We start from the raw sequence: 21,429 nt of genomic DNA, 5'->3' as shown, positions 1-21,429 counted from the left end.
GTGATGAACCGGGTTCATCACTGCATGCCGCCCAGCCGCCCTAATCGCCGACGATCATGCTCCCCATATTACCGCTGTAACCGACGCGAGGCGCGGTTGCCGAAATCATCCATAAAGAGGGACATATCATGGTCACCCAGGCCTATGGCGCCTATGCCGCCGACCGCATGCTGGAGCCGATCGAGATCGCGCGCCGCGAGCCCGGCCCCCACGACGTTCAGATCGACATCGCCTGGTGCGGCGTCTGCCACTCGGACCTTCACACCATCCGGTCGGAATGGGCCGGCACGCACTATCCCTGCGTTCCCGGTCACGAGATCGTCGGCACGGTCTCCGCGGTCGGCACTGCGGTCAGCGGCTTCGCGGTCGGCGACACGGTCGGCGTCGGCTGCATGGTCGACAGCTGCCAGCATTGCCCGTCGTGCGGCGAGGGGCTGGAGCAGTTTTGCGAGAATGGCTTTACCGGCACCTATAACGGCGCGACGCCCGACGCCCCCGGCCATACGCTGGGCGGCTATTCGCAGCGCATCGTCGTCAGCGACAAGTTCGTGCTGAAGATCCGCCATTCCGAAGACCAGCTTGCCGCGGTCGCGCCACTGCTGTGCGCCGGCATCACCACCTGGTCGCCGCTGCGCCACTGGAAGGCGGGCCCCGGCAAGAAGGTGGGCATCGTCGGCATCGGCGGGCTGGGTCATATGGGCGTGAAGCTCGCCCATGCGCTGGGCGCCGAGACGGTCGCCTTCACCACCTCCGAGGCCAAGCGCCAGGATGCGCTCGACCTGGGCGCCGACCAGGTGATCGTGTCGCGCAATGCCGACGAGATGGCGGCGCATGCCAACAGCTTCGACCTGATCCTGAACACGGTCGCGGTCAGCCACGACCTGGACGCCTATACCGCGCTGCTGAAGCGCGACGGCGCACTGGTGCTGGTCGGCGTGCCCGAGCACAGGCACCCCGCCCCGGACGTGTCGGCACTGATTTTCAAGCGCCGGTCGATCGCCGGATCGCTGATCGGCGGCATCGCCGAGACGCAGGAGATGCTCGATTTCTGTGCCGAAAAGGGGATCGTCGCCGAGATCGAGACGATCGCCGCCCAGGACATCGACCGCGCCTATGACCGGATGGTGAAGAGCGACGTGAAATACCGCTTCGTCATCGACATCGCGACGATGGCCAACGGCTGAGTTCGCGGCCGGCTACGCCGGTTCAAGCAGCGCCCCGTCCGGGTCCACCCGGGCGGGGCGTTCGCATTGTGGCCCGGGCAGGGTACATGGGTGGATGAGCAACAGCTACAGCGTCTCGCTTCAGATCTGGCACCCCGATGCTGACCCGCAGGACATTATCGCGGGCTTCGGCTTGCCGCCAAAGAGATACTGGAAGGTCGGCGATCAGCGCGTCAGGCCGAACGGCATCCCATTGGAAGGCCGATATCGCGAAAGCTATTGCGTGTTCGACCTGGAAGATGGCGGGGGACGAGAGCTCAGCAGGTATCTTGCTGACGTTCTCACGACGCTTGAGAGCAGTACCGAGTTCATCCGTCAGTTGCGCGACACCGGCGGAAAAGTCAGCTTTTACATCATATGGGAGCGCGGCGATGGCCGCGGCGACTCGTTCGATGTTCCGCTCCTCTCGACCATGGCCCGCATCGGCATAGATCTCGGGATCCAAACGCTTTTCTGAATGGTCGCCGCCCGTCAGTGGCGCATGGTCGGTCTGGCCGTCTCCGCCTTGGGCACCTGTAACGGACTCTCTTACCCGTGGCCGCTCAACAGGCGCGTAGAGGTGGGGCAGAGAGGCGCCATCACTCGGCAACCAAACCCGGCTTGTTGTTGCGGTTCCGCTTGCTGTCCATCCACCGCTTGGCGCTTGTTGTAAACAACAGGCTGAAGGCCACAAATTGCCCAACGGCCTGGCCCACCAAAATGAGTTTCGATCCAAGTAACAGCCCTTGTGCAGCCAGCACGAACAGCAGTGGTAGTCCCAAGGCGAACATTCCGATGCAGATCCACATCACGATCCTGCTCCCTCCGCGAGACACGAGCAGCGTCAAAGCGATCATGAGACCGATCGTGAAGAGCTGGTTCAGCACCACCGCTAGGGGTGAACCGGCAATTGCCACGAGATCATTCCATGCGAAAGTTGTTTGGCCGATTCCCATCGCCAGCGTCGCGAACATTAACCTCTCGAAATAGATAATGGTCGTCGGCCGCATGCCTGATCCTCTCGCCCGAATAGCAACAACCCATTCGCATCAAATTTCTACGACTTGGGTCTTGCCGGCAAGCCGTCGTTCAGACGGCCATTTAAGCTCTCACCGCGGCCTGACGGTAATCGTCCCCACCTGCTTCTCGCCATCATCGTCGCCGAGCAGTTCGATATCGACGCTCTGCTCGCTTTCGTCGGGGCGGCCGAAGTTGCGGATCAGGCGGACGGTCACCACCGACGCGCCATTGGGATCGATCCGGTCGCTGGCATAGGTGTCGACCTTCACGCCATATTTTCCCGCTGGCGCGCGGCGCAGCAGATACTCCTCGGGTCCGTAGCCGGACGTCATATCGTTCGACAGCAGGCCGCCGATCGCGGTCCGCGGGTTGCTGTAGATCGCACGCTCGCCATTGGGCTCGTCGACCCACAGGTCGAGATCGGTCGCATTGGTGTCCCAGTCGACCACGACGCGCAGATCCGTGTCGAGATGCTTCACCAGCCTGGGGTCCAGCGTCGCCTCGCCGCCCAGCGCGCGAAGCGTCGGGATCAGCGCATTCGCCTCGATCAGGGCGATCAGCTCGATCCCGTCCCAATCATTGCCCCACGGGGTCAGCGCCACCTCGCCGAGCAGCGCAACCGCGCGCGTCAGATCCGTCTTCGCGGTGTCGGGGCGCAGCTTCGCCCGGCGCGCCAGCGCAAGGGCGAGCAGGCGCTTGGGCTGGGGCCGGTCGGGCTCGATGACGGCGATGCGCTCGCGCAACTCGATCGCGCGATCGATCGCGCCATAGCGTTCGAGGCGCGAGGCGACGATCGTCTGGGTCCTCTCGTCGGCGCTGGGCAGGTCGAGCGCGGCCAGCACCATCTCGACCGCGTCGGCGGTGCGGCCGCGCTTGGCCAGCCAGGCGGCGATATCGAAGTAGAAGGCCGGGACCCCGCCATGTTCGGTCTCGATTGCGGCGAACCGGGCGTCGAACGCACCGGGCGCCGCATCGAGCAGCTTGAGATAAGGGCGGTCGGGCTGCCACGCATCGATCGCGATCTGCACGGTGTTGACGCGGCGTGCGCTGACAACGATCTCGCCGCTCCCCTCTTCCGAGGCCAGCTTCCGTTGCTGCGAGAGGTCGTCGGCCGTCACCGAATCCACTTGGACGGACGGCGTCGGGATCGACAGCGGCGCGGGTACGGGTACGAGCACAGGCTCGGCCGGGACCACGTCGCCGCGCTGCGCCGCTGGGCGCTGCGGCTTCGCCTTCGGATCGAAGCGGCGTTCCCACCAGGCGACCTGTTCGGTCCAGCGTTCGATCACCTCCCCGATGCGCTCGCGGCGTGCCTCTGCCTGTTCGCCGTCGGCCTCGCGCCGCTGCTTGTCATACTCCACGCGCAACGTTGCCGGATAGCTGGCAGCGGGTGCGATATCGGCGGCGACATAATCGTCGGGCGATTCGACAACGATAAAAGACAGGCTGGGGCTTGCGATGCCGTAACGCCGGCTGAGCGCGACATATTCGGCGCGCCGCTCGCTGGCCCCCAGCGAAGCCAGCGCGTCCGAGGCCAGCATCTGGCCCTCGCCCTCGAACGCGACGGCCGCCCCCTCCGCCGGCAGGTCGACCCGCACCGACTCGCCGCCGATGCGTATAGCGACCGCATCGCCTTCCGGCGCGCGCGCCAGCACCATCCAGCGTCCGGCACGGCTGGGCACCGATATCCAGGGCAGCGACCGGCCATTGGCATCGACGACGTCGGTCACCCCCGGCGTGGACGCCGCCAGCGCCCTTTCGACCAGGGAAGCGTCTGCCCCCAGGCGGTGCGCCTGGCCGCCATGCCGCCGCGCAAGCTGTCGCAACGCAGCCAGATCAGCGTCGGGCACAGTGGTGATCGCGTCGAGGCGGCACGCCGCAGTCAGGCGGGCCGCACGATCGATCGACGGGCGGCCGGTGCCGAACAACAGGCAGCGATCGACCGGCGCGCTTTCCTGGGTCAGCGCCGCGAAGCTGCTGGCGCCGCGGTAGCGCACCGCCTTCAGCGCCGCGATCGCCGCGTCGATGCCGGACACCGTGCGGCGATCGGCCCCGCTGCTGTTGAACAGCACCAGTTCGATCCGCTTCGGCGCGAGCGCGGCAAGGGTGCGGCGCAGCAGCAGCAGTTCATCCTCGTGCCGGCCACGGGCGTGCGAGCGCGAGCGATCCCAGTAGATGCGCACGCTGTCGCTTCGCGCCGGCGTGCCGGTCGTCACCGCGCCGGACAGCTGGACATAACGCTCGCCCAGGCTGTTGCGGCTGAGCAGCGCGGCCGGCAATGCGCCGCGGCCGATGGCGAGCATGCCCGACAGCGGCGCCCTGCCCTCGGCGCGTTCGCGCCAGCCTTTCGCATCGCGTGCCATCGGCCCGACCGACCGGCCCGGCCAGTTGATCGAGGGCGCAGGTCCGTCACCCGCGACCGAAACGCTGATCGACCAGCCGTCGCGCGGCGCGATGTCCAGCGGAAGCGAATAGAGCTCGTCGGACTGCGCGGCGCTGGCCAGCGGCGCGACGAAGCGCAGGCGGATCCGCCGCTCGCCGCGGGGCGGCACCGGATAGACGCGGGTGTGGAAGACGCCGTCATTGCCGACCGTCGCCAGCCCCGGATCGACCGCGCCGCGCACCCGTTCTTCGTAGATTGCCTTGGCGCGCGGCCGATCGACCAGCACGCCGTCGATCATATAGTCCGCCAGATCGAGAGCATAGCCGGTGACGATCGCGCCCTCCGGCAAGGCAAAGCGGAAATCGCCCTCCAGCGTTTCGGTGCCGGGATTGGAGAACACCGCCGTCACCCCGGTTTCGGCCAGCCCGCCGCGCACCACGACCGAGAGCTCGATCCGCCGCAGCGCGATCTCGCGCACTGTCTGATCGCTGCGCACGCCGTCGGCATTCGCGGTGAGGCTGGGGTTGGCGGTCTGTCCCGCGGCGGTGCCGGAAAGGAGGGTCGAGCCGATGGCGAGCGCCATCGCAGTCATCGTACGCAAGATCATCCGATACCCCCTTGTGAACACGTCACCTGATGCACGATGACAACAGGCTGGCGCCCGGTGCAAGCACGCGCTGATCTCAGCTTCCCTTTTGCTTCGTGCAGGGGTATGCGCTCCCGCGACTTTCGGCGCCCACCCATGAGGTTATTTTTGGCCAAAGAAGAACTGCTTGAGATGCGCGGGCAGGTTGTGGAGCTTCTTCCCAACGCGATGTTCCGTGTCCGGCTCGAAAATGATCACGAGATTCTCGGCCACACTGCCGGCAAGATGCGCAAGAACCGCATCCGCGTGCTGGTCGGTGACGAAGTGCTCGTCGAACTGACGCCGTACGACCTGACCAAGGGCCGCATCACCTACCGCTTCAAGTGATCCGCGCCGCGGGGCAGCCCGCCGCGCGTCGGTATCCGAAGCGATAGCAGCCGCCACGATGCGCCTCGTCCTTGCCTCCACCTCGCCGCGCCGACTCGACCTGCTGCGCAGGATCGGGGTCGAACCCGCGCGCGTGGCGGCACCCGATATCGACGAGGATCCGCTCAAGGCCGAGCTGCCGCGCGACTATGTCCGCCGCATCGCCGAGGGCAAGGCGCGGGCGGTCGCGCGCGAGGCGGACGAGATCGTGCTGGCAGGCGACACCACCATCGCGGTCGGCCGCCGCATCCTGGGCAAGCCCGAGGACGAGGCCGATCTTCGCCGGATGCTGGGCCTGTTGTCCGGGCGGCGCCATCACTGCCTATCGGCGGTCAGCGTGATCGGCACCGACGGCACCCAGCGCACGCGCATCTCCGACACGGTCGTCACCTTCAAGCGGCTGAGCGACGCCGAGATCGCAGGCTATGTCGCCACCGGCGAAGGCATGGGCAAGGCCGGCGGCTATGCCATCCAGGGCCGCGCCGAGGTGTTCGTCCGCTTCCTATCGGGCAGCCATTCGGGCGTCGTCGGGCTGCCGGTGTTCGAGACGCGGGCGCTGCTGGCCAGCGCCGGCTATCCGGTTGGCTGAGTGGCTGTACGAGGCTGGGATCGGTGAATCCCGCGCGGCGCTGGTCGAGGACGGCCGCATCCTGAAGGCGCGGATCGAACTGCCCGGGCTGCGCGCGGGAACCGTCGCCGACGGCAGGCTGCGCGCGGACAATCGCGTCGAGCTGGACCAGGGCGGCGAGGTGCTGCTGGACCGCGCGCCGCCGGGCATCACCCAGGGCGGCCGGCTGCGCGTCGAGATCGTGCGCGAGGCGATCCCCGAACCCGGCCGCGCCAAGCTGGCCAAGGCGGTCGTCAGCGACCTGCCCCCCGGCCCCGGCCCCGATCTGGCCGCGCGGATCGCCGCATCCGGCCTGCCGGTGCACGGCCCGCGCCCGCACGAGGCGGACGCGCTGGAGGCGGCGGGCTGGTCCGAGGTGCTGGAGGAAGCGCGCACCGGCGAGATCGCGTTTCCCGGCGGCGCGCTGCGCATGGCAGTGACCCCGGCGATGACGATCTTCGACGTCGACGGCAGCGGGCCGCTCGACGCGCTGTCGCTGGCCGCCGCGGGTGCGGTCTGCGCGGCGATGGAACGCCACGGCGTGACCGGATCAATCGGCATCGACTTCCCGACCATGACCAACAAGGCGGCGCGCCAGGCGGTGGCCGACGCGATCGACGCGCAGTTGCCGCAACCGTTCGAGCGGACCGCGGTGAACGGCTTCGGTTTTCTCCAGATCATCCGGCGGCGCACCCGCGCCTCGCTGCCCGAACTGCTGCTGGACGACCCGGTCGGGGCGGATGCGCGCGCCGAGCTGCGGCGGATAGGCCGTCTTTTGCCCCCGCTGCCGGCTACCCATATGGTGTCCGAGGCCGTGCGCCGGCGCATCGCCGGGCATCCCGACTGGACCCGCGACCTGGCCGCCCGGATCGGTGGCGAGGTGGCACTGGTCAGCGGCAGCGGCGAACGAGGAGCATCAAGACAGTGAAGCGTGACGACTGCCCGATCTGTGGCAAGCCGGCCGATCCGGCGACCAAGCCGTTCTGCGGGCGCGGCTGCAAGGATCGCGACCTGCTGCAATGGCTGGGCGAAGGCTATCGCATCCCCGGCGAGCGGGCCGAAAATGATGTGCGAAGCGGGCTGGACAGCGACGCGGACGCCGACTAAGAGGCGCGCTCCCCGGCGGTTTCGCCGGTGTGCCCAAGTAGCTCAGTTGGTAGAGCATGCGACTGAAAATCGCAGTGTCGGTGGTTCGAATCCGCCCTTGGGCACCATTTTCCCCTTCTTCCTGATTTCGCCTGTCTTGCGCGACTTGGGCGTATCGTTGGTCCATTGAGCGCCTGCGCTTGATCCTCCGCCTGCGCGCGGGGCGTCCCGTGCATTCGCCCGGAAGGTGCGGTATCAGCCGGCCTCCGTCGTTCAGGAGCCGCGATGTTCGTCCCCATTCCCGTCCTCGTCGCGATCGGGGCGATCCTGCTCCTGCTGCTGGCCCTGGTGCTCCGTCGGTCGCGCCGGCGCGACCCGCTTCTCGGCGCGCAGCAATTCGCATATCGACCGGCGGCGCCGCGCGATTGGCCGCAGGCGACTGCGCCGGAGCGCGCGCCGATCGGCGAAGGCGAAACAACCCTAGCGCCCGAGGTCGAGGCTCAGGTCATTGCGCTGATCTCGGCAGGGCGCAAGATCGAGGCGATCAAGGTCGTGAAGGACGCCACCCGGATGGGCCTCAAGGACAGCAAGGATCTGGTCGAGGCGCTGGAGCGCGGTTAGCCGAATGCGGATCCGTCCGCGAACGGCGCGGCGCGTTTCAGTGATGTACGTACGGCAGCGCATTTGGCATGGGGTCAGCGACGAGGGGGCCGGCGTAGGGCGGTCCTGACGAGACGCTGACACGGATATCGATCAGGCATGAAGACGGGGGAGCAGGCCGGACCGGGCTATGTCGCGGCAATCGACGGGCTGCGCGCGCTGGCGGTGCTGGCGGTGGTGCTGTTCCATCTATGGGCGCCCGCGCTGCCGGGCGGGTTCGTCGGCGTCGACATCTTCTTCGTCATCTCCGGCTTCGTCGTCACCGGGTCGATGCTCGGGACCCGCTTCGCCAGCCTGGGCGAACTGAGCCTGCATTTCTATGCGCGCCGGCTGGTGCGGATCATGCCGGCGCTGATCCTGATGCTGCTGAGCACGATCGTCGCGGCGACGTTGTTCGTGCCGAGCAGCTGGCTGAGCAACAGCATCCCTCAGGTGGCGCGCTTCGCCTTTTTCGGGCTCAGCAACATCGTCCTGGCGACCGACACCGACAGTTATTTCGGGCCGCAGGCGGGCTATAACCCGTTCACCCACAGCTGGTCGCTGGGGGTCGAGGAACAATTCTACCTCATCTTCCCGTTCCTGATCTTCTGGCACCAGAAGCTTCAGGGCGCGCGCATGCCCGTGCGGCGGGTGGTGCGGCTGGTCGTCGGGCTGTCGATCGCATCGCTGGCGATCCACGCGGTGCTGAATCTGGTGGCGCCCAAATTCGGCTTCTACCTGATCGTGAGCCGCTTCTGGGAGCTGGGCGTCGGCATGCTGCTGTGCCTGACGCTGGACCGCTGGCGCGAGTCGGGGCGGGTTCGGCACGGCGCGACCGCCGCCACGGGGCTGGCGCTGATCGCCGCGGGGCTCGCCTGGCCGGGCGAGATCGGGCTGGCCCGCAACCTGCTGGCGGTGGCGGGGACCGCGGCGCTGCTGGGCCATGTCGTCGCGCGGCCCGAGGCGCACGTGTCGCGGCTGTTCGCGGCCGGACCGATCGTCGCGATCGGCAAGCGATCCTATGCGCTGTATCTGTGGCACTGGCCGGTGTTCGTGCTGTTCCGCTGGACGACCGGGCTGCACACCGCCGCGCTGATGCTGGCGGCGCTGGGCATCAGCGTGCTGCTGGCCGCGCTGTCCTATGCGCTGGTCGAGCATCCGATCCATCGCAGCGCGCGGATCGCGGCAATGCCGCGCCGGCGCGTGGTGATCGCCAGCGTCGCGGCAACGCTGATCGCCTTCGGCATCGCCCAGGCGATCATCGCCAATCACGACCGGCTGACGCTGAGCCGCACCGGCAATGCACAGGACTGGTATGCCGATGACGGCCACCGGCTCGACCCGGCGCTGAGCCGCTGCCGGGTGGTCGAAGAGGGCCGCGCCGCCGGCGGCGCCGTGGTGCGGATCTGGCGGGCGGAGGGGTGTGCGGCGCGGCCGGAAACGATCCGCGTGCTGGGCGATTCGCACGCCACCGCCTATACCCCGGCGCTGCGCCAGCTCGTCGCCGATCGCGGGGTGACGGTGCAGCTGTGGGTGCGTGCGGGCTGCCCGGTCTATCGGCTGATCGACCCCGCGCCCGACACCGACAAGTGCCGGCGCTTCTATGGCGCGATCCTGGACGAGGTCGCGCAGCATTCCAGGCCCGGCGACCGCGTGTTCCTGCCCGGGCTGCGCATCGACCGGTTCGCCAATCAATATGGCGACGATCCCGATGCGCGCATGCAGGACCGCGACGCATCGCCGCTGGGCGTGGCGCAGGCGCGCGCGTTCCTGACGCAGCTGGCGCGCAGCGGTACCCGGCTGACGATCGAGGCGCCCAAACCGATCTTCCCCAGCCCGACCTTCCGGTGCACCGACTGGTTCAACCGCGACAATCCGGGCTGCGCCGGCGGCACGCGGATCGCCCGCGAGCGGATCGAGCGCCGCCGCGCGCCGATCCTCGGGGCGATGCGCGACCTGCAGTCGGCGGTGCCGCAGCTCGAGATCTGGGACCCGCTGCCGACGCTGTGCCCGGGCACCGTGTGCCAGGCGATGCCGGACGGACGGCCGCTGTTCTTCGACGGCGACCATCTGAGCGGCCATGGCAACGACCGCATCTATCCCGAACTCCGGCGCACGCTGACCGACTGAGCCGGCGGAGTCGACAAAGCGGGCGCGGCGCGGGCCGACACGCCGGTAACATGGATCATTTTCATGGTATCGACGTTCCGCCTTGGGCGCGATCTTCCCCGTCGTTTCCGGCGGACGGAGCGCGTCGTGTGATCGGCGAAGGGAGTTGGCGTCATGGTCATGTTGCGCATCGGTAGTCGTGGGAACGAGGTGATGGCACTTCAGCGCTTGCTGCAGCGCTACGACCCGACGCTTCGCGCCGATGGGGTGTTCGGCCCGCGTACCGAGCGCGCGGTGCGGTTGAGCCAGCGCCGCAACGGCCTGTATCCACCCGACGGCATCGCCGGCCCGATGACGATGGGCGCGCTGACCGGAAGCGGCGGATCGAGCGGCGCCACCCCGACACGGTCGGTGCCGATCCCGGCGTCGCGTTCCGCCGCGGTGCGCAGTGCGCAGACCGGCGGCGGATCGAGCGGCGCCACCGGGCCGCTGGGCGCGGCGGTCAACCGGTCGCGCGCGCGGGCACAGAGCACACCGATGCCGAGCGGCGTCGCCAGTCCGGTGGGCGGCATGCACATGTCGCGGCTCGGCCGGCGCTTCATCTATGATCACGAGGCGCAGGCCGGGGTCAGCAACCGGCTGCACCACCCCTCCGCGGGCAGCGGCGTCACGATCGGTCCGGGCTATGACATGAAGGATCGCTCGCGCGCCGCGATCCAGCGCGACCTCGAGGCGGTGCAGGTACCGACCGCCGCGGCGCGCGCCGCGGCGGAGGGCGCCACGCTGACCGGCAGCGCCGCGACCACCTTCGTCCGCAACAATCGCGACCTGCTGAACCTGACGCGCGCGCAGCAGGAGGCGCTGCTCGTCCATATCGTCCCGCACTACGAGGCGATGGTGAAGCGCGCGATCCGCGTGCCGCTGCACCAGCATGAATTCGATGCGATGGTGTCCTATGCCTACAATCCCGGCGGCGGATGGCGAAAGACGACGAACCTGATCAACGACGGCCAGCCGCACGACGCGATGGTCGAGATCAAGCGGCACGTCTATTCCAAGGGCGAAATGATCCGCAGCCTGGTCCGGCGGCGCGATGCCGAGGCACGCATGTTCATCTACGGAGAATATCAATGAAGGTTTCGCGCGCCTGGATCCTGGGACTGGGGCTGGCGGTCGCCGCGTGCGGTACCCAGCCGGAGAGCATTGCGGCGACCAATGCCGCGGGCAATGACGGCGGCGAGATTTCCGGCACGCCGGCCGCCGATGTGCCGGCGCCCGCTGCTCAGCCGTCGCCGCTCGCCGCGGACGAACAGTCGGCTGACGCGCAGACCATCGATAGCAGCAACCAGACCGGTGCCGGTGTCCTCAACCAGATTTTCCTGAAGGCAGGCACGTTCGACGGCAAGCCGATCACCCGCTTCGAGCTGCGCGGCAAATGCGAGACGGCGTTCACGACCGCCGAAGGCACCGGCACGATCGACTGGCGCAAGGTCGGCAATTTCGCCGGCCGCGACGCCGGCGACCGCTGGGAACTGGCGGTCGATGACGGTCGCGGCAACCATGTGATCGGCGTGCCCGCGGGCGAGCAGCCCGAGCCGCTGGGCAATGCATCGGCGCGAGTGGAAAGCGCGCTTTCGGTGATCGCCGACAGCTGCCAGGGCTGACGGCTCACGCCATGCCGGGACTGCTGACTGCGCCTGGTGCGCTGTTCAGCGGCCGTTGGCCGACCAGTGCGGCGGATCGCTGAGCAGCTTGTTGACGCCAAAGGTCGCGCCGACCGCGTGCAGGCTGGTGTTGGTATTGCCTGATCTCGGCTGATCGATGCGGTGGGTGCGGCCGGTCGCGTCGACGATGTCGATCGGCTGGTCCCAGCTGATCGTCATGTCGATCGCGGTCCCCTCGATATGGTTCGAGGTCAGCGATGGCCTGAAGCGGATGCCGAACAGCTCGACCATCGCCTGCGCCGCGCGGCGCGAGGCGCGCGGGTCGCCATGGTCCCACAGGATGTCGACTTCCGGATTGGCGGGCACGTCGCGCGGCTCGATGTCCGAATGGGCGATGCGCCAGGCATAGTGCATGATCCAGGCGCGATTGCGATTGCGCAGGGTCGAACTGATCCGGATCGCCGCCCCCGCCCGGCGCAGCGCGGCGAGGAAGCTGTTGACCTGGGTCGCGAAGCCGGGCGCGAGATCGGCGACGCGCGAACTGTTGGGGAACCGCGCCTCGTTGGCACGGAACCACGCCGCCCCGCTCAGCCGCAGCAGCGCCGCCTGGGCGCGCAGCCGGTCCTGCATCAACCGGGCCGCCGATGAGTCGGACAGCGCGGTGAAGGTCCGCCCGCCGGCATCTACCCGGCCGTCGGCCCGGCCGCCCAGCACCATCGTCTGATAGCGCGAGATCGCCGCGATCGTGGCGTCGTCGATCACCCCGTCGGTGCGGATCTGCGCCAGGCCCATATCGGCGACGCGCAGGCTGAGCAGCCGCTGGACCTCCGCGACATCGGCGGGAGCATTGGCGCCGTTGCGCCCGACGGATCCGACAATCGGCATGTTATTCGATCCTCGGTTCATAGACGTCGAGCGCCCGAAGGACGGCGGGGCTGCGCGCATGCTTGTGTTTAAGGCCAGCTAACTGCCGGTCGCTGCCAGTGCACAATCGGGTCAGTTGCGCATCGATCTCGGCACGCCGCCCGGGATCCGGCGAATCTTCGCCGCGATAATGATCGCATTCGTTACGCCGGACGATGAAGGCGCGGACATCCTCCGGCAGCGCCGACGTCGCCGGCTGCAGCGCGGTTTGAGACGCTGCCTTGAGTATCAGCGGGGCGAGCAACGCGATCATGCGACGATCAACCCTTCCTTGACCAGCGTGCGCAGCCCCTTGTCGAGCGCCTCGTCGCTGTCGAGCCCGGCCTCGCGGCCGACCGATGCCAGGGCCTGGCGATCGCGCGTGCCGTCCAGATGCGTCAGCACGTGGCGCGGGCCGAACTCGGCAATCGTCATCAGCCGGTGATCGAGCGTGCAGATCGTCTCCAGCCCCTCGCCCAGCATCGCCCGCACCAGCGGGCTGGCGACTGGCCGGTCGCTGACCTGAACCGCATGGGGCGACGGGATGGTGCACAGGTCGACCAATCCGGCATCGAACATCTCGAACAGCGCGATCGCCCGGGTGGGCGTGTCGACCAGGTCGCCCACGCGAAGCCGCGCCGGCCGCTCGTCGACCAGCCTGCCCAGCGCGGCGGCAAGCGGGGCGTCCTGCACCTCGAACGCGCTGTCGTTGAGCCGGAACAACCCGTCCTCGGTCCGCTGGCAGCGGCTGGTCGCATAGAGATCGAACAGCGCCGGCACATCGATGCGCCGTTTCGGCGTCACGCCGTCTTGCACCAGCAGGGTCTGTCGAAAGAAGCGGAAGTCGTGATGGTCGCGCGCCTGGAGGATGCGGACCAGTTGCGCGGTGGTGTCGGCCTGCGGCACGACCTCGTCGGGCAGGAACGCGTCGCCCATCTGCTCGCGGTCGGCATCGCCCAGATAGCGAAGGCCGGCCGTGCCCGCCGCGCGGGTCACGTCGGACAGCGACTGGGGATGGAAACAGGGGCCCAACTCGTCATGGCACAGGACCGACCAGGGCTTGTCGAGCGTCAGGCGCGCGGCATCGCGCAGCGCCGCCTGGGCCGGGTTCTCGCGTCCCTCGGGCTCAGCCGCCAGCGCGGCGAGATAGTCGCGGGCGGCCTGGGCCCGCGCCGCACCCTCCAGATCGCCGAGCTGCAGCAGCAGCGCATCGCGCAGCGCCAGGCGAAGATAGCCGCCGGGCATCGCATTATAGCTGAGAAAGGCGACGCCGTCGGGCGAAAGCATCCGGCCGATCAGCGCCATCGTCGCCTCGCGCACCGCATCGGGGACCCAGGCATAGATGCCGTGCGCGATGATATAGTCGAACGGACCGTCGAGCGCGTCCGCCGCATCGAGGATGTCGATCACGCGCAGCTCGGCATTGTCGATGCCGGCCAGCCTGCGCCAGCGCTCGCCCCGCTCGACCGCCGTCGGCGCCAGGTCGAATCCGACGAAGCGCGCATCGGGAAAGGCGGCGGCGAGCGACAGGAGGTTCATCCCGTCGCCCGCCCCGATCTCGAGCACGCGCGCGGTCTCGATCGGCGGCGGCGTCAGCCCGGCGAGCCGGGCGATGACCGCCATCCGATCGGGTGCCGTCTGACCGAAGATCGCGCTGGGATAGGCGACCTCGTCATAGGCGGTGTGCGTGGCCTCAGTCATCCGAACCATTCCACCCTGTTCCGACCGTCATCGACCGGCGCGCATCACTCGATCTGCATGTCCAGCGTGCGCGCCACATCCGCGTAGAGCTTGGCCGATGCGCTGTTCTTCTGCGCCGCGAACCGCGCGCTCACCGCCCGTGCCGCACGCGCTGCGGTCCGGAACGCCGTGAGCCGTTCATTGGCTTCCAGCTCCTTGCCACCAATGTCGCCATCGACGAAGCGCCCGACGCGATACTGGCCGTCGAGGTCAACCACGCCGATCTTGGGAACGCCGGCGGTCAGCTCACCGTAAAAGGCCGGGCCGCTTTTCGCGCCGTCGCGACGGCGCAGCATGCCGATCCCCGATGCCTTGCCGCCGGGACAGGCACCGGTCCAGTAGGTCGGTCCGGCCGTCAGCGAGGCTGGCGCCACGAAACGGCACTTGCTGCCCGGGTCCTGCGACCAGCTCTGGCCGGCAGGCTGGCCCGCCAGCGAGGGCGAGGCGAGCAGCGCGAGGGCGGCCGCGCCGCCCAGGATGCGATGGATCTTCATGCCGACGGAAATCCCTGGATCAGCGAAGCGCTACATTCGAAATGCATGGCATCCTCGGTTCCGAAACCCGCGCCCCAATACCAGCCGCGTGCATTGAAATATGGAGCGATCAAGGTGAGCCCATGCTGAACCTTGTTGTTGCCGCGCGCATCGAGCTGGCCGCCGATCGTGATGTCGATCGCGGTACCCCAGCTGTGGTTCGAGATCTTGGTCGATGAGTTGCGCTGCAGGCGGCACACCTTCATTCCCGCGCTGCCGAGCGCATTGTGCAAGGTGGGAAGCACGGCGTTGATGTCCGACATGACCTGACGAAGGCTGTCGACAGCAGGCTTCAGCCCGGTCACCCGGAAGGGGCCCACCGACTCGGTGACCATCATCCGCTTCAGCTTCTCGTTGGTGATCGGCAGGTCGTTCTGGCTGTAATTCTGGCGCGGCGCGCCGAACTTGGCGAGCAGCAGCTCGTTCCTTGCGGAGCTGAGATTGCGGTTGATCGTCGAGCGATCGGGCCGCGGCAGCAGCGTGGTGTAGGACGTCGAGCTGCTCCGTGCGGGCGTCGGCGGCGCGGCCGGCCTCGGGGCGGCGGGGACCGGCGGGCCGCCGACGCGGGTCGGGGTGCGGACCGGGGTTACCTGGCGCACCGGGGTCGGCATGCCACGCCCGCCGCCCTGGCCGGTCAGATGCCGCCAGGTCGTCTGGTCCGGCTCGATCAACCCGTCGGGATTGCGCAGGAAGGTGCGCTGATAATTGATGATCGCCGAGATCGTCTTGGGGCCGCATCGCCCGTCGACGAGGCCGAGCCGCAGCCCGGCACGCGTCAGAAGATTCTGTACGGTAATCGTGTCTTCCCGAACGTTCCTGCCGTTCAGGCCAACCGAACTCCTCAACGCCGCTGACATTGATACTCTCCCGTTACACTTACCAAGGACGAATCATGGCCACGTAATCTTCGATGATGCTTCACTCCCGGCGAGACCCGCCGGTGACATTCTATACCTGCTCCTCGATGGCGACCGGCGCCGCTTCGGCCGATGCGGCATGCGCGCGCATCCCCTTCGGGTCGAAACTGTAGCTGAACCCGTCCGGCCCGGCCGACACGCGGATCGCCTCGATCTCCTCGCCGCGGATCTGACGCTCGAGCAGCGCGATCGACATTTCGGGCAGCATCGTGTTGGTCAGGATCGCGTCGATCATCCGTCCGCCCGACGCCACCTCGTTGCAGCGCGAGACGATCAGTTCGGCGACCGAGTCGTCATGGATGAAGCGGACCTTGTGGTTGTCGGCGATGCGCCGCTCGATCCGCTTGAGCTGCAGGCGGACGATGCCGCCCATCATCTCGGGGCTGAGCGGATAATAGGGCAGCACGAGCAGGCGCCCCAGCAATGCGGGCGGGAACACCTTGAGCAATTCGGGGCGCAGCGCACTGGCCAGCGCCTCGGGCTCGGGCTTCATCTCCTCGTCCTCGGACAGGCCCATCACCAGGTCGGTGCCGACATTGGAGGTCAGCAGGATGATCGTGTTCTTGAAATCGATGAAGCGACCTTCGCTGTCGTTCATGAACCCCTTGTCGAACACCTGGAAGAACATCTCGTGCACGTCCGGGTGCGCCTTCTCGACCTCGTCGAGCAGCACGACCGAATAGGGCCGGCGGCGTACCGCCTCGGTCAGGACGCCGCCCTGGCCGTAGCCGACATAGCCGGCGGGCGCGCCCTTCAGCGTCGAGACGGTATGCGCCTCCTGGAATTCGCTCATGTTGATGACGATCAGCGAATCGTCGCCCGAGAACAGCAGCTCGGCCAGCGCGTGCGCCGTCTCGGTCTTGCCGACGCCCGACGGGCCGCACAGCATGAATACGCCCACCGGCTTGTTGGGATTGTCGAGCTTCGCGCGGCTGGTCTGGATCCGCTTGGCGATCGCATCCATCGCATGGTCCTGGCCGACGACGCGCGACTTGAGCTGGTCGGCGATGGTCAGCACGCTCTGGATCTCGTCCTTGACCATGCGGCCGACCGGGATGCCGGTCCAGTCGCCGACGACCGAGGCGACGGCGTCCTGGTCGACGACGCCGAACACCATCGGCGTATCCTCCTGCGTCTCGCGCAGCGCCGCGATCGCGACATCCAGCGCGTCGCGCAGCGCGGCCTCGTTGGCGACCTTGCCCTCCCCCGCCTCGCGCCGGGCATCGCCCAGCGCGGTGCGTGCGTGGGAGACATGCTCGAGCGCGGTCTTTTCCCGCTCCCATTTGTCGGTCACCGCCTCCAGCCGCGACCGCGCTTCGCCCAGTTCCTCGTCGATCCGGTCGAGCCGGTCGTCGCTGCGATACTGGCCGCCGGCCTCGCGCGCGACCACCTCGCGCTCGACTTCCAGCAGTTCGACCGTGCGCCGCCGATCCTCGACCGAGGCGGGGATGGCATGCTGCGACACCGCGACGCGGGCGCAGGCGGTGTCGAGCAGGCTGACCGCCTTGTCGGGCAGCTGGCGCGCGGGGACATAGCGCTGCGACAGCTGCACCGCCGCGGCGACTGCCTCGTCGAGCACGACGACGTCGTGATGCTGTTCCATCAGCGGCGCGACCGAGCGGATCATGTCGATCGCCTTGGCGGTGTCGGGCTCGCCGACATCGACCGTCTGGAAGCGGCGGGTAAGTGCCGGGTCCTTCTCGAAATACTGGCGATATTCGGCGTGCGTCGTCGCCGCGATCGTGCGCAGCCGGCCGCGCGCCAGCGCCGGCTTCAGCAGGTTGGCGGCATCGCCGGTCCCGGCCTGTCCGCCGGCGCCGATCAGCGTATGCGCCTCGTCGATGAACAGGATCACCGGCGACGCGGCGCCCTCGACCTCGTCGATCACCTGGCGGAGCCGCTTCTCGAACTCGCCCTTCACGCTGGCGCCCGCCTGCATCAGGCCGATGTCGAGCGCGCGCAGCGTGACGCCGCGAAGCGCGGGCGGCACGTCGCCGTCGACGATGCGGCGCGCGAAGCCCTCGACCACGGCGGTCTTGCCGACGCCGGCCTCGCCGACCAGGATCGGATTGTTCTGGCGACGGCGCAGCAGGATATCGACCAGCTGGCGGATTTCACTGTCACGGCCCACGACGCGGTCGAGCGCTCCGGAACGCGCCTTGGCAGTCAGGTCGACGGAGAATTTCTCCAGCGCCTCGCCTGCCTGGCCAGTGCCGCCGCCCGCGCCGTCCGCCGACCCGGCATCCGCCGATCCCGCAGGCGCCGCCTCGTTGCTCTCGGTCGATCCCTGAACATGTCTGGCGAAGTCGCTGCCCAGCGATTCCACCGCGACCTTGCGCCATTCGCCGCTGAGCGCGAACAGCGCGTTGCGCAGCGTCGGCGTCTTCAGCATCCCGTGCAGCAGATGACCGGTGCGCACCTTGCCCGCGTTGAATTGCAGCGAGGCGTAGAGCCAGCCCTTCTCGATAGCCTCCTCGATCTGTGGCGAGAAGTCGGAAATGGCGGTCGCGCCGCGCGGCAGGGCGTCGAGCGCCGCGACGACGTCCTCGCTCAGCTTCGTGTCGTCGAGACCGAAGGCGCTGCGGATGGAGGCGATGTCGTTGCGCGGATTCTGCAGCAGGATGTGCACCCAGTGGACCAGCTCGACATAGGGATTGCCGCGCATCTTGCAGAAGCTCGTCGCCGTCTCGATCGCCTTCAACGCGGTCGGGTTGAGGCGTCCGAACAGGGCGGTACGGCTGATCTCGGTCATTGCATCCCCTCAATGGCAGCAGCGTGCGCCGGAACCGGCCGGCGCAGGTGAACGTCGGAACGAATGGTGTCGCCCGATCCCGGCCTCATCCAGCTGGTCCAGCCCAGGCGCGCGCGCCCGTCCAGCCTGGCGGCGGACAGGTGGCGCTCGGCGATCTCGATCCGGACGTCCCATTCGAGATGGCTGGGCGAAAAGGCATCGAGCGCTTCCGCGGCGATGGCGAAGCGGGGCCCGCTGGGCAGCAGCTTGTCGAACTCGTCGCGCGACCGCGCGCCGATGACCACGCTGAACGCATCGGATGCCATGCGCACCCGGCTGCCCAGAACCAGGTCCTGGCCCAGGCCGGCGAAGCTGCGGCCCAGCCGGCTGCGGTCCTCGACCGGGATGTCGCGCCAGCGCGGCTGATATTCGATTACCTGGACCGGCTGGTTCAGCAGATGGCCCAGCGCGTCCTCGATCCCGATCGCGCTGCGGCGCGAGGCGAACAGCGCCGCATAATGGACCCGCGCATGGGCGGAAAACAGCGCCCGTTCGGAAACGCCCTCGGTCGCCCCCGACAGCATCGCGAGGTAATGGGCGAACTTGTCGTCCTCGGGCCGGTCGGCCTGGACGACCGGCTGCGAATCGGCCCAGGCGCGGAAGAAGAGTTGCAGCATCCGGTTCGCCAGCACGTCGAGCCAGCGGCCGAAGGGTCGTTTCTTGGCATAGCGCCGCTCGAACGTGGCGAACTCGGTCAGGTGGATCGGCAGCGCGCCATTGGGCCCTGTCAGGCCCAGCCAGTATCCGTTGAGCTGGGGCCGGTCGTTGCGGAACTCGACCGATTCCAGCGTGGGCGCGGGGAAGTGCATTGCCGGCACCTGCGCCAGGTCGACGATGCTCTGGTTCGGGCGGCGGGCGCGGCCCAGCCGCGGCAGATGGCGCGCGCGCGCCTCCGCGCCGCGAACCGCCGCGAACATCCCGAAGCGCTTGGCCTGCGCTCCCACCTGCCTCAGGAAGGTCAGATGCTGTGTCGACGGCCCATCCGCGGCGGCCATTGCGCCAACTCTCCTTCGTTCGGGCTGTGGAAGCTGCATTCGGTGAATGCGTTGATGCTGGCGAATTCGGCCAGGAAGCGTTCGAGGACCGCGCCGAACAGGAACATGCCGCCCTTGTCGAAGGCTGCGTCGTCCAGCTTGATGCGGATCCGGTGCCCGCGCGCCAGCGCCATGCGATCGAGGCCGGGGACGCGGCGCATCACCTTGCTCGACCGGATCGCGAGCACGCCGTCGATCTGGCGCCGCAGCACCGCATCGTCCTGACGACCGTACAGCGCCAGATGGTCGCGCAACGCCGCCGGGCTGTCATGATCCTCGGGTGCCAGCGTCACGTAATTGGGGGTCAGGTGCGCGATCACCCGCCACGCCGCGTCGCCCATGCCGAGCGGCGGCCGCGGCCGGGTCGGTGCGCGAAGCACCGAGACGGCGCGTGCCGGCACCCCGGTCACGGTGAAATGCTGGTCGCCGCGAAAGGTCAGCAGTTCGGGCAGCTCGCGATTGGTAACCAGCGCGCGCACCGACAATTCATGGACATCGTCGAGCCGCAGCGGATCGCCGGGCGAGGTCAGGCTGATCCAGGTCTCGGTCCCGACATATTCGCCGCGCCGGCGCAGCCGCTGCTCGCGGGTCGACAGCCGCCGCGGCCGAAGCTGCGTCGAATAGAACAGGGCCTCGCGCCAGTCGTACAGCAGCGCACCGAACGCGTAGAGCGGCGCGACCGTCCGCGCGTCGAGATTGTCGCGCGCATAGGCCTTCACCTCGAGCAGGCGGAACACCTCGAAATCATGCCGCTTGGTCCGGTCGGGGACGACATGCAACTCATGGTCGTGCGGCCGCACCTGGACGCGGTCGAGCTGCTTTTCGAACAGGTTGATCGCCGGCGTGGCGAACAGCCGGAAATTGTTGACGTCGATCGCGCGGGCGAGCGCGGGTGCCGAGCGGCCGAACAGCAGCACGACATCGCACGCCTTGGGCGACGCCTTGAACGCCCGGTCGAGCTGCTTCAGCCTCGCGAACAGGAAGCGTTCGGGGCAGGCGAAATATTCTGAAAGAAGCCGATAGCCGCGAAAGGCGCGCTGTTCGGCCGGCAGCAGCGCCTCGTCATCCTCGAACCCCATCTGCTCGGGCACCGGCAGCGACATCCAGCTGCCATTGGCGGGCGCATCGGCCGAGCGGGCCAGCACGGACAGCGTCTCGCCGATCATCTGGCGATAGAGTTCGTTCGGCACCGCCTCGGCGCCGTGAAGATAGATTGGCAGATCCTTTGGCAGGACCTGCGGCAGGTCGACACCGGGGGTCGCGGCGAAGCGCAGCCTCAACCCGGCCTCGGCCCGCACCTGGGCGGCGGCGGCATAGGGCGCCACGGCCGCGCGCGTCGACAGATACTCCGCCTCGACGATCTTCAGCGGCCACAGCGTCACGTCATGGCCGGTCTTGAACAGCACCGGCGCATTGTCCTGGTCGGTCGCGATCGCGGTCAGCGGCGTGCCGCGGGGGACCTTGTGCCCCTTGATCAGGATCGGATCGCCCTCGGTCGGCTGGAACTCCGCGACGCAGATCGACGGCATCGGCGCCAGGTAATGCGGCTGGATCGCGTGCAGCAGGTGCGAGGTGAATTCGGGATATTGATCGGCCAGCTTCAGCTGGACGCGGGCGCCGAGAAAGGCGACGCCTTCCAGCAGCCGCTCGACATAGGGGTCGGGATCGGTCGGCGTCTTCAGCCCCAGCCGGCCGGCAACCGATTCATGCTCCTCGCCGAATTCGCGCGCGGATTCGCGCAGATAGGCAAGCTCGTCATTATAATAGCGCAGCAGGCGCGGATCCATCG

At 68.3% G+C, this 21,429-nt stretch carries 20 protein-coding genes and 1 tRNA gene; 11 read left to right on the top strand and 10 right to left on the bottom strand.

Going from position 1 to position 21,429, the window contains the following annotated elements; genetic code table 11:
- Positions 1-128: 128 nt before the first annotated feature.
- Positions 129-1,184 (top strand): NAD(P)-dependent alcohol dehydrogenase, encoded by a 1,056-nt coding sequence (locus TPR58_RS20075; RefSeq protein ID WP_346248541.1) that lies wholly within the window; start codon positions 129-131, stop codon positions 1,182-1,184.
- 94 nt (positions 1,185-1,278) lie between these two features.
- Entirely contained in the window at positions 1,279-1,680 is a 402-nt protein-coding gene (locus tag TPR58_RS20070; RefSeq protein ID WP_346248540.1) for a DUF4279 domain-containing protein, read from the top strand.
- Positions 1,681-1,801: 121 nt separating this feature from the next.
- On the opposite strand, the gene TPR58_RS20065 is transcribed toward TPR58_RS20070, so the two are convergent.
- Together TPR58_RS20065 and TPR58_RS20060 are read right to left on the bottom strand one after the other, a co-directional pair.
- A complete protein-coding gene (locus TPR58_RS20065) occupies positions 1,802-2,212 on the bottom strand; it encodes a hypothetical protein (RefSeq protein WP_346248539.1) in 411 nt (136 codons plus the stop codon).
- 99 nt (positions 2,213-2,311) lie between these two features.
- The gene (locus TPR58_RS20060) at positions 2,312-5,212 is read right to left on the bottom strand and encodes a VIT domain-containing protein (protein WP_346248538.1); all 2,901 of its coding nucleotides are present in this window, start codon (positions 5,210-5,212) and stop codon (positions 2,312-2,314) included.
- A gap of 147 nt (positions 5,213-5,359) precedes the next feature.
- On the opposite strand from TPR58_RS20060, the gene infA reads away from it, so the two are divergent.
- The 9 genes from infA to TPR58_RS20015 all read left to right on the top strand — a co-directional run bounded on the left by infA (position 5,360) and on the right by TPR58_RS20015 (position 11,722).
- Entirely contained in the window at positions 5,360-5,578 is a 219-nt protein-coding gene (gene infA / locus TPR58_RS20055) for a translation initiation factor IF-1 (RefSeq protein WP_003049127.1), read from the top strand.
- Positions 5,579-5,636: 58 nt separating this feature from the next.
- Positions 5,637-6,206: a Maf family protein gene (locus tag TPR58_RS20050; protein WP_346248537.1), complete on the top strand. Its 570-nt coding sequence runs from the start codon at positions 5,637-5,639 to the stop codon at positions 6,204-6,206.
- Positions 6,199-7,152: a ribonuclease gene (locus tag TPR58_RS20045; protein WP_346248536.1), complete on the top strand. Its 954-nt coding sequence runs from the start codon at positions 6,199-6,201 to the stop codon at positions 7,150-7,152. The genes TPR58_RS20050 and TPR58_RS20045 overlap by 8 nt, the downstream gene beginning before the upstream one ends.
- On the top strand, positions 7,149-7,331 hold the full coding sequence (locus TPR58_RS20040) for a DNA gyrase inhibitor YacG (protein ID WP_346248535.1): 183 nt from the start codon (positions 7,149-7,151) through the stop codon (positions 7,329-7,331). Before TPR58_RS20045 ends, TPR58_RS20040 begins: the two co-directional genes overlap by 4 nt.
- 31 nt (positions 7,332-7,362) lie before the next feature.
- Positions 7,363-7,438 (top strand) — tRNA-Phe (locus tag TPR58_RS20035).
- A gap of 157 nt (positions 7,439-7,595) precedes the next feature.
- A complete protein-coding gene (locus TPR58_RS20030; RefSeq protein ID WP_346248534.1) occupies positions 7,596-7,931 on the top strand; it encodes a ribosomal protein L7/L12 in 336 nt (111 codons plus the stop codon).
- Positions 7,932-8,069: 138 nt separating this feature from the next.
- Positions 8,070-10,079, top strand: a complete 2,010-nt coding sequence (locus TPR58_RS20025; protein ID WP_346248533.1) for an acyltransferase family protein — start codon at positions 8,070-8,072, stop codon at positions 10,077-10,079.
- A 153-nt stretch (positions 10,080-10,232) separates the two neighbouring features.
- Positions 10,233-11,192: a glycoside hydrolase family protein gene (locus TPR58_RS20020; protein WP_346248532.1), complete on the top strand. Its 960-nt coding sequence runs from the start codon at positions 10,233-10,235 to the stop codon at positions 11,190-11,192.
- Positions 11,189-11,722: a hypothetical protein gene (locus tag TPR58_RS20015; protein WP_346248531.1), complete on the top strand. Its 534-nt coding sequence runs from the start codon at positions 11,189-11,191 to the stop codon at positions 11,720-11,722. Before TPR58_RS20020 ends, TPR58_RS20015 begins: the two co-directional genes overlap by 4 nt.
- 45 nt (positions 11,723-11,767) lie before the next feature.
- Here TPR58_RS20015 and TPR58_RS20010 read toward each other — a convergent pair whose 3' ends face one another.
- From TPR58_RS20010 to tssF, 8 genes are all read right to left on the bottom strand, one after another.
- On the bottom strand, positions 11,768-12,607 hold the full coding sequence (locus TPR58_RS20010) for a peptidoglycan-binding domain-containing protein (RefSeq protein WP_346248530.1): 840 nt from the start codon (positions 12,605-12,607) through the stop codon (positions 11,768-11,770).
- A 1-nt stretch (position 12,608) separates the two neighbouring features.
- Positions 12,609-12,899 carry a hypothetical protein gene (locus tag TPR58_RS20005; protein WP_346248529.1) on the bottom strand — a complete coding sequence of 97 codons (291 nt, stop codon included), beginning with the start codon at positions 12,897-12,899 and terminating at the stop codon, positions 12,609-12,611.
- Positions 12,896-14,326 carry a methyltransferase domain-containing protein gene (locus TPR58_RS20000; protein ID WP_346248528.1) on the bottom strand — a complete coding sequence of 477 codons (1,431 nt, stop codon included), beginning with the start codon at positions 14,324-14,326 and terminating at the stop codon, positions 12,896-12,898. Before TPR58_RS20000 ends, TPR58_RS20005 begins: the two co-directional genes overlap by 4 nt.
- Positions 14,327-14,370: 44 nt before the next feature.
- Positions 14,371-14,859 carry a hypothetical protein gene (locus TPR58_RS19995; protein WP_346248527.1) on the bottom strand — a complete coding sequence of 163 codons (489 nt, stop codon included), beginning with the start codon at positions 14,857-14,859 and terminating at the stop codon, positions 14,371-14,373.
- Positions 14,856-15,755, bottom strand: coding sequence for a M15 family metallopeptidase (locus TPR58_RS19990; protein ID WP_346248526.1), 900 nt, complete (start codon positions 15,753-15,755; stop codon positions 14,856-14,858). The genes TPR58_RS19995 and TPR58_RS19990 overlap by 4 nt, the downstream gene beginning before the upstream one ends.
- Positions 15,756-15,846: 91 nt before the next feature.
- Positions 15,847-18,567, bottom strand: coding sequence for a type VI secretion system ATPase TssH (gene tssH, locus TPR58_RS19985; RefSeq protein WP_346248525.1), 2,721 nt, complete (start codon positions 18,565-18,567; stop codon positions 15,847-15,849).
- Positions 18,564-19,601, bottom strand: coding sequence for a type VI secretion system baseplate subunit TssG (gene tssG / locus TPR58_RS19980; protein ID WP_346248524.1), 1,038 nt, complete (start codon positions 19,599-19,601; stop codon positions 18,564-18,566). Before tssG ends, tssH begins: the two co-directional genes overlap by 4 nt.
- Positions 19,565-21,427 (bottom strand): type VI secretion system baseplate subunit TssF, encoded by a 1,863-nt coding sequence (gene tssF / locus TPR58_RS19975; protein WP_346248523.1) that lies wholly within the window; start codon positions 21,425-21,427, stop codon positions 19,565-19,567. The genes tssG and tssF overlap by 37 nt, the downstream gene beginning before the upstream one ends.
- Positions 21,428-21,429 lie beyond the last annotated feature (2 nt).

Origin of the sequence: Sphingomonas rustica (assembly GCF_039652585.1) — a bacterium.
GTDB classification, from domain to species: domain Bacteria; phylum Pseudomonadota; class Alphaproteobacteria; order Sphingomonadales; family Sphingomonadaceae; genus Sphingomonas; species Sphingomonas rustica.
Note: the sequence above shows the minus strand (reverse complement) of the source record. Positions and strands in the feature narration are given on the sequence as shown.

Bases quoted from the DNA above. Each gene is read 5' to 3' on its own strand.
- TPR58_RS20075 (WP_346248541.1), top strand. From the start codon at position 129: ATGGTCACCCAGGCCTATGGCGCCTATGCCGCCGACCGCATGCTGGAG.
- TPR58_RS20070 (WP_346248540.1), top strand. From the start codon at position 1,279: ATGAGCAACAGCTACAGCGTCTCGCTTCAGATCTGGCACCCCGATGCT.
- TPR58_RS20065 (WP_346248539.1), bottom strand. From the start codon at position 2,212: ATGCGGCCGACGACCATTATCTATTTCGAGAGGTTAATGTTCGCGACG.
- TPR58_RS20060 (WP_346248538.1), bottom strand. From the start codon at position 5,212: ATGATCTTGCGTACGATGACTGCGATGGCGCTCGCCATCGGCTCGACC.
- TPR58_RS20050 (WP_346248537.1), top strand. From the start codon at position 5,637: ATGCGCCTCGTCCTTGCCTCCACCTCGCCGCGCCGACTCGACCTGCTG.
- TPR58_RS20030 (WP_346248534.1), top strand. From the start codon at position 7,596: ATGTTCGTCCCCATTCCCGTCCTCGTCGCGATCGGGGCGATCCTGCTC.
- TPR58_RS20025 (WP_346248533.1), top strand. From the start codon at position 8,070: ATGAAGACGGGGGAGCAGGCCGGACCGGGCTATGTCGCGGCAATCGAC.
- TPR58_RS20020 (WP_346248532.1), top strand. From the start codon at position 10,233: ATGGTCATGTTGCGCATCGGTAGTCGTGGGAACGAGGTGATGGCACTT.
- TPR58_RS20015 (WP_346248531.1), top strand. From the start codon at position 11,189: ATGAAGGTTTCGCGCGCCTGGATCCTGGGACTGGGGCTGGCGGTCGCC.
- TPR58_RS20010 (WP_346248530.1), bottom strand. From the start codon at position 12,607: ATGCCGATTGTCGGATCCGTCGGGCGCAACGGCGCCAATGCTCCCGCC.
- TPR58_RS20005 (WP_346248529.1), bottom strand. From the start codon at position 12,899: ATGATCGCGTTGCTCGCCCCGCTGATACTCAAGGCAGCGTCTCAAACC.
- TPR58_RS20000 (WP_346248528.1), bottom strand. From the start codon at position 14,326: ATGACTGAGGCCACGCACACCGCCTATGACGAGGTCGCCTATCCCAGC.
- TPR58_RS19995 (WP_346248527.1), bottom strand. From the start codon at position 14,859: ATGAAGATCCATCGCATCCTGGGCGGCGCGGCCGCCCTCGCGCTGCTC.
- TPR58_RS19990 (WP_346248526.1), bottom strand. From the start codon at position 15,755: ATGTCAGCGGCGTTGAGGAGTTCGGTTGGCCTGAACGGCAGGAACGTT.
- tssH (WP_346248525.1), bottom strand. From the start codon at position 18,567: ATGACCGAGATCAGCCGTACCGCCCTGTTCGGACGCCTCAACCCGACC.
- tssG (WP_346248524.1), bottom strand. From the start codon at position 19,601: ATGGCCGCCGCGGATGGGCCGTCGACACAGCATCTGACCTTCCTGAGG.
- tssF (WP_346248523.1), bottom strand. From the start codon at position 21,427: ATGGATCCGCGCCTGCTGCGCTATTATAATGACGAGCTTGCCTATCTG.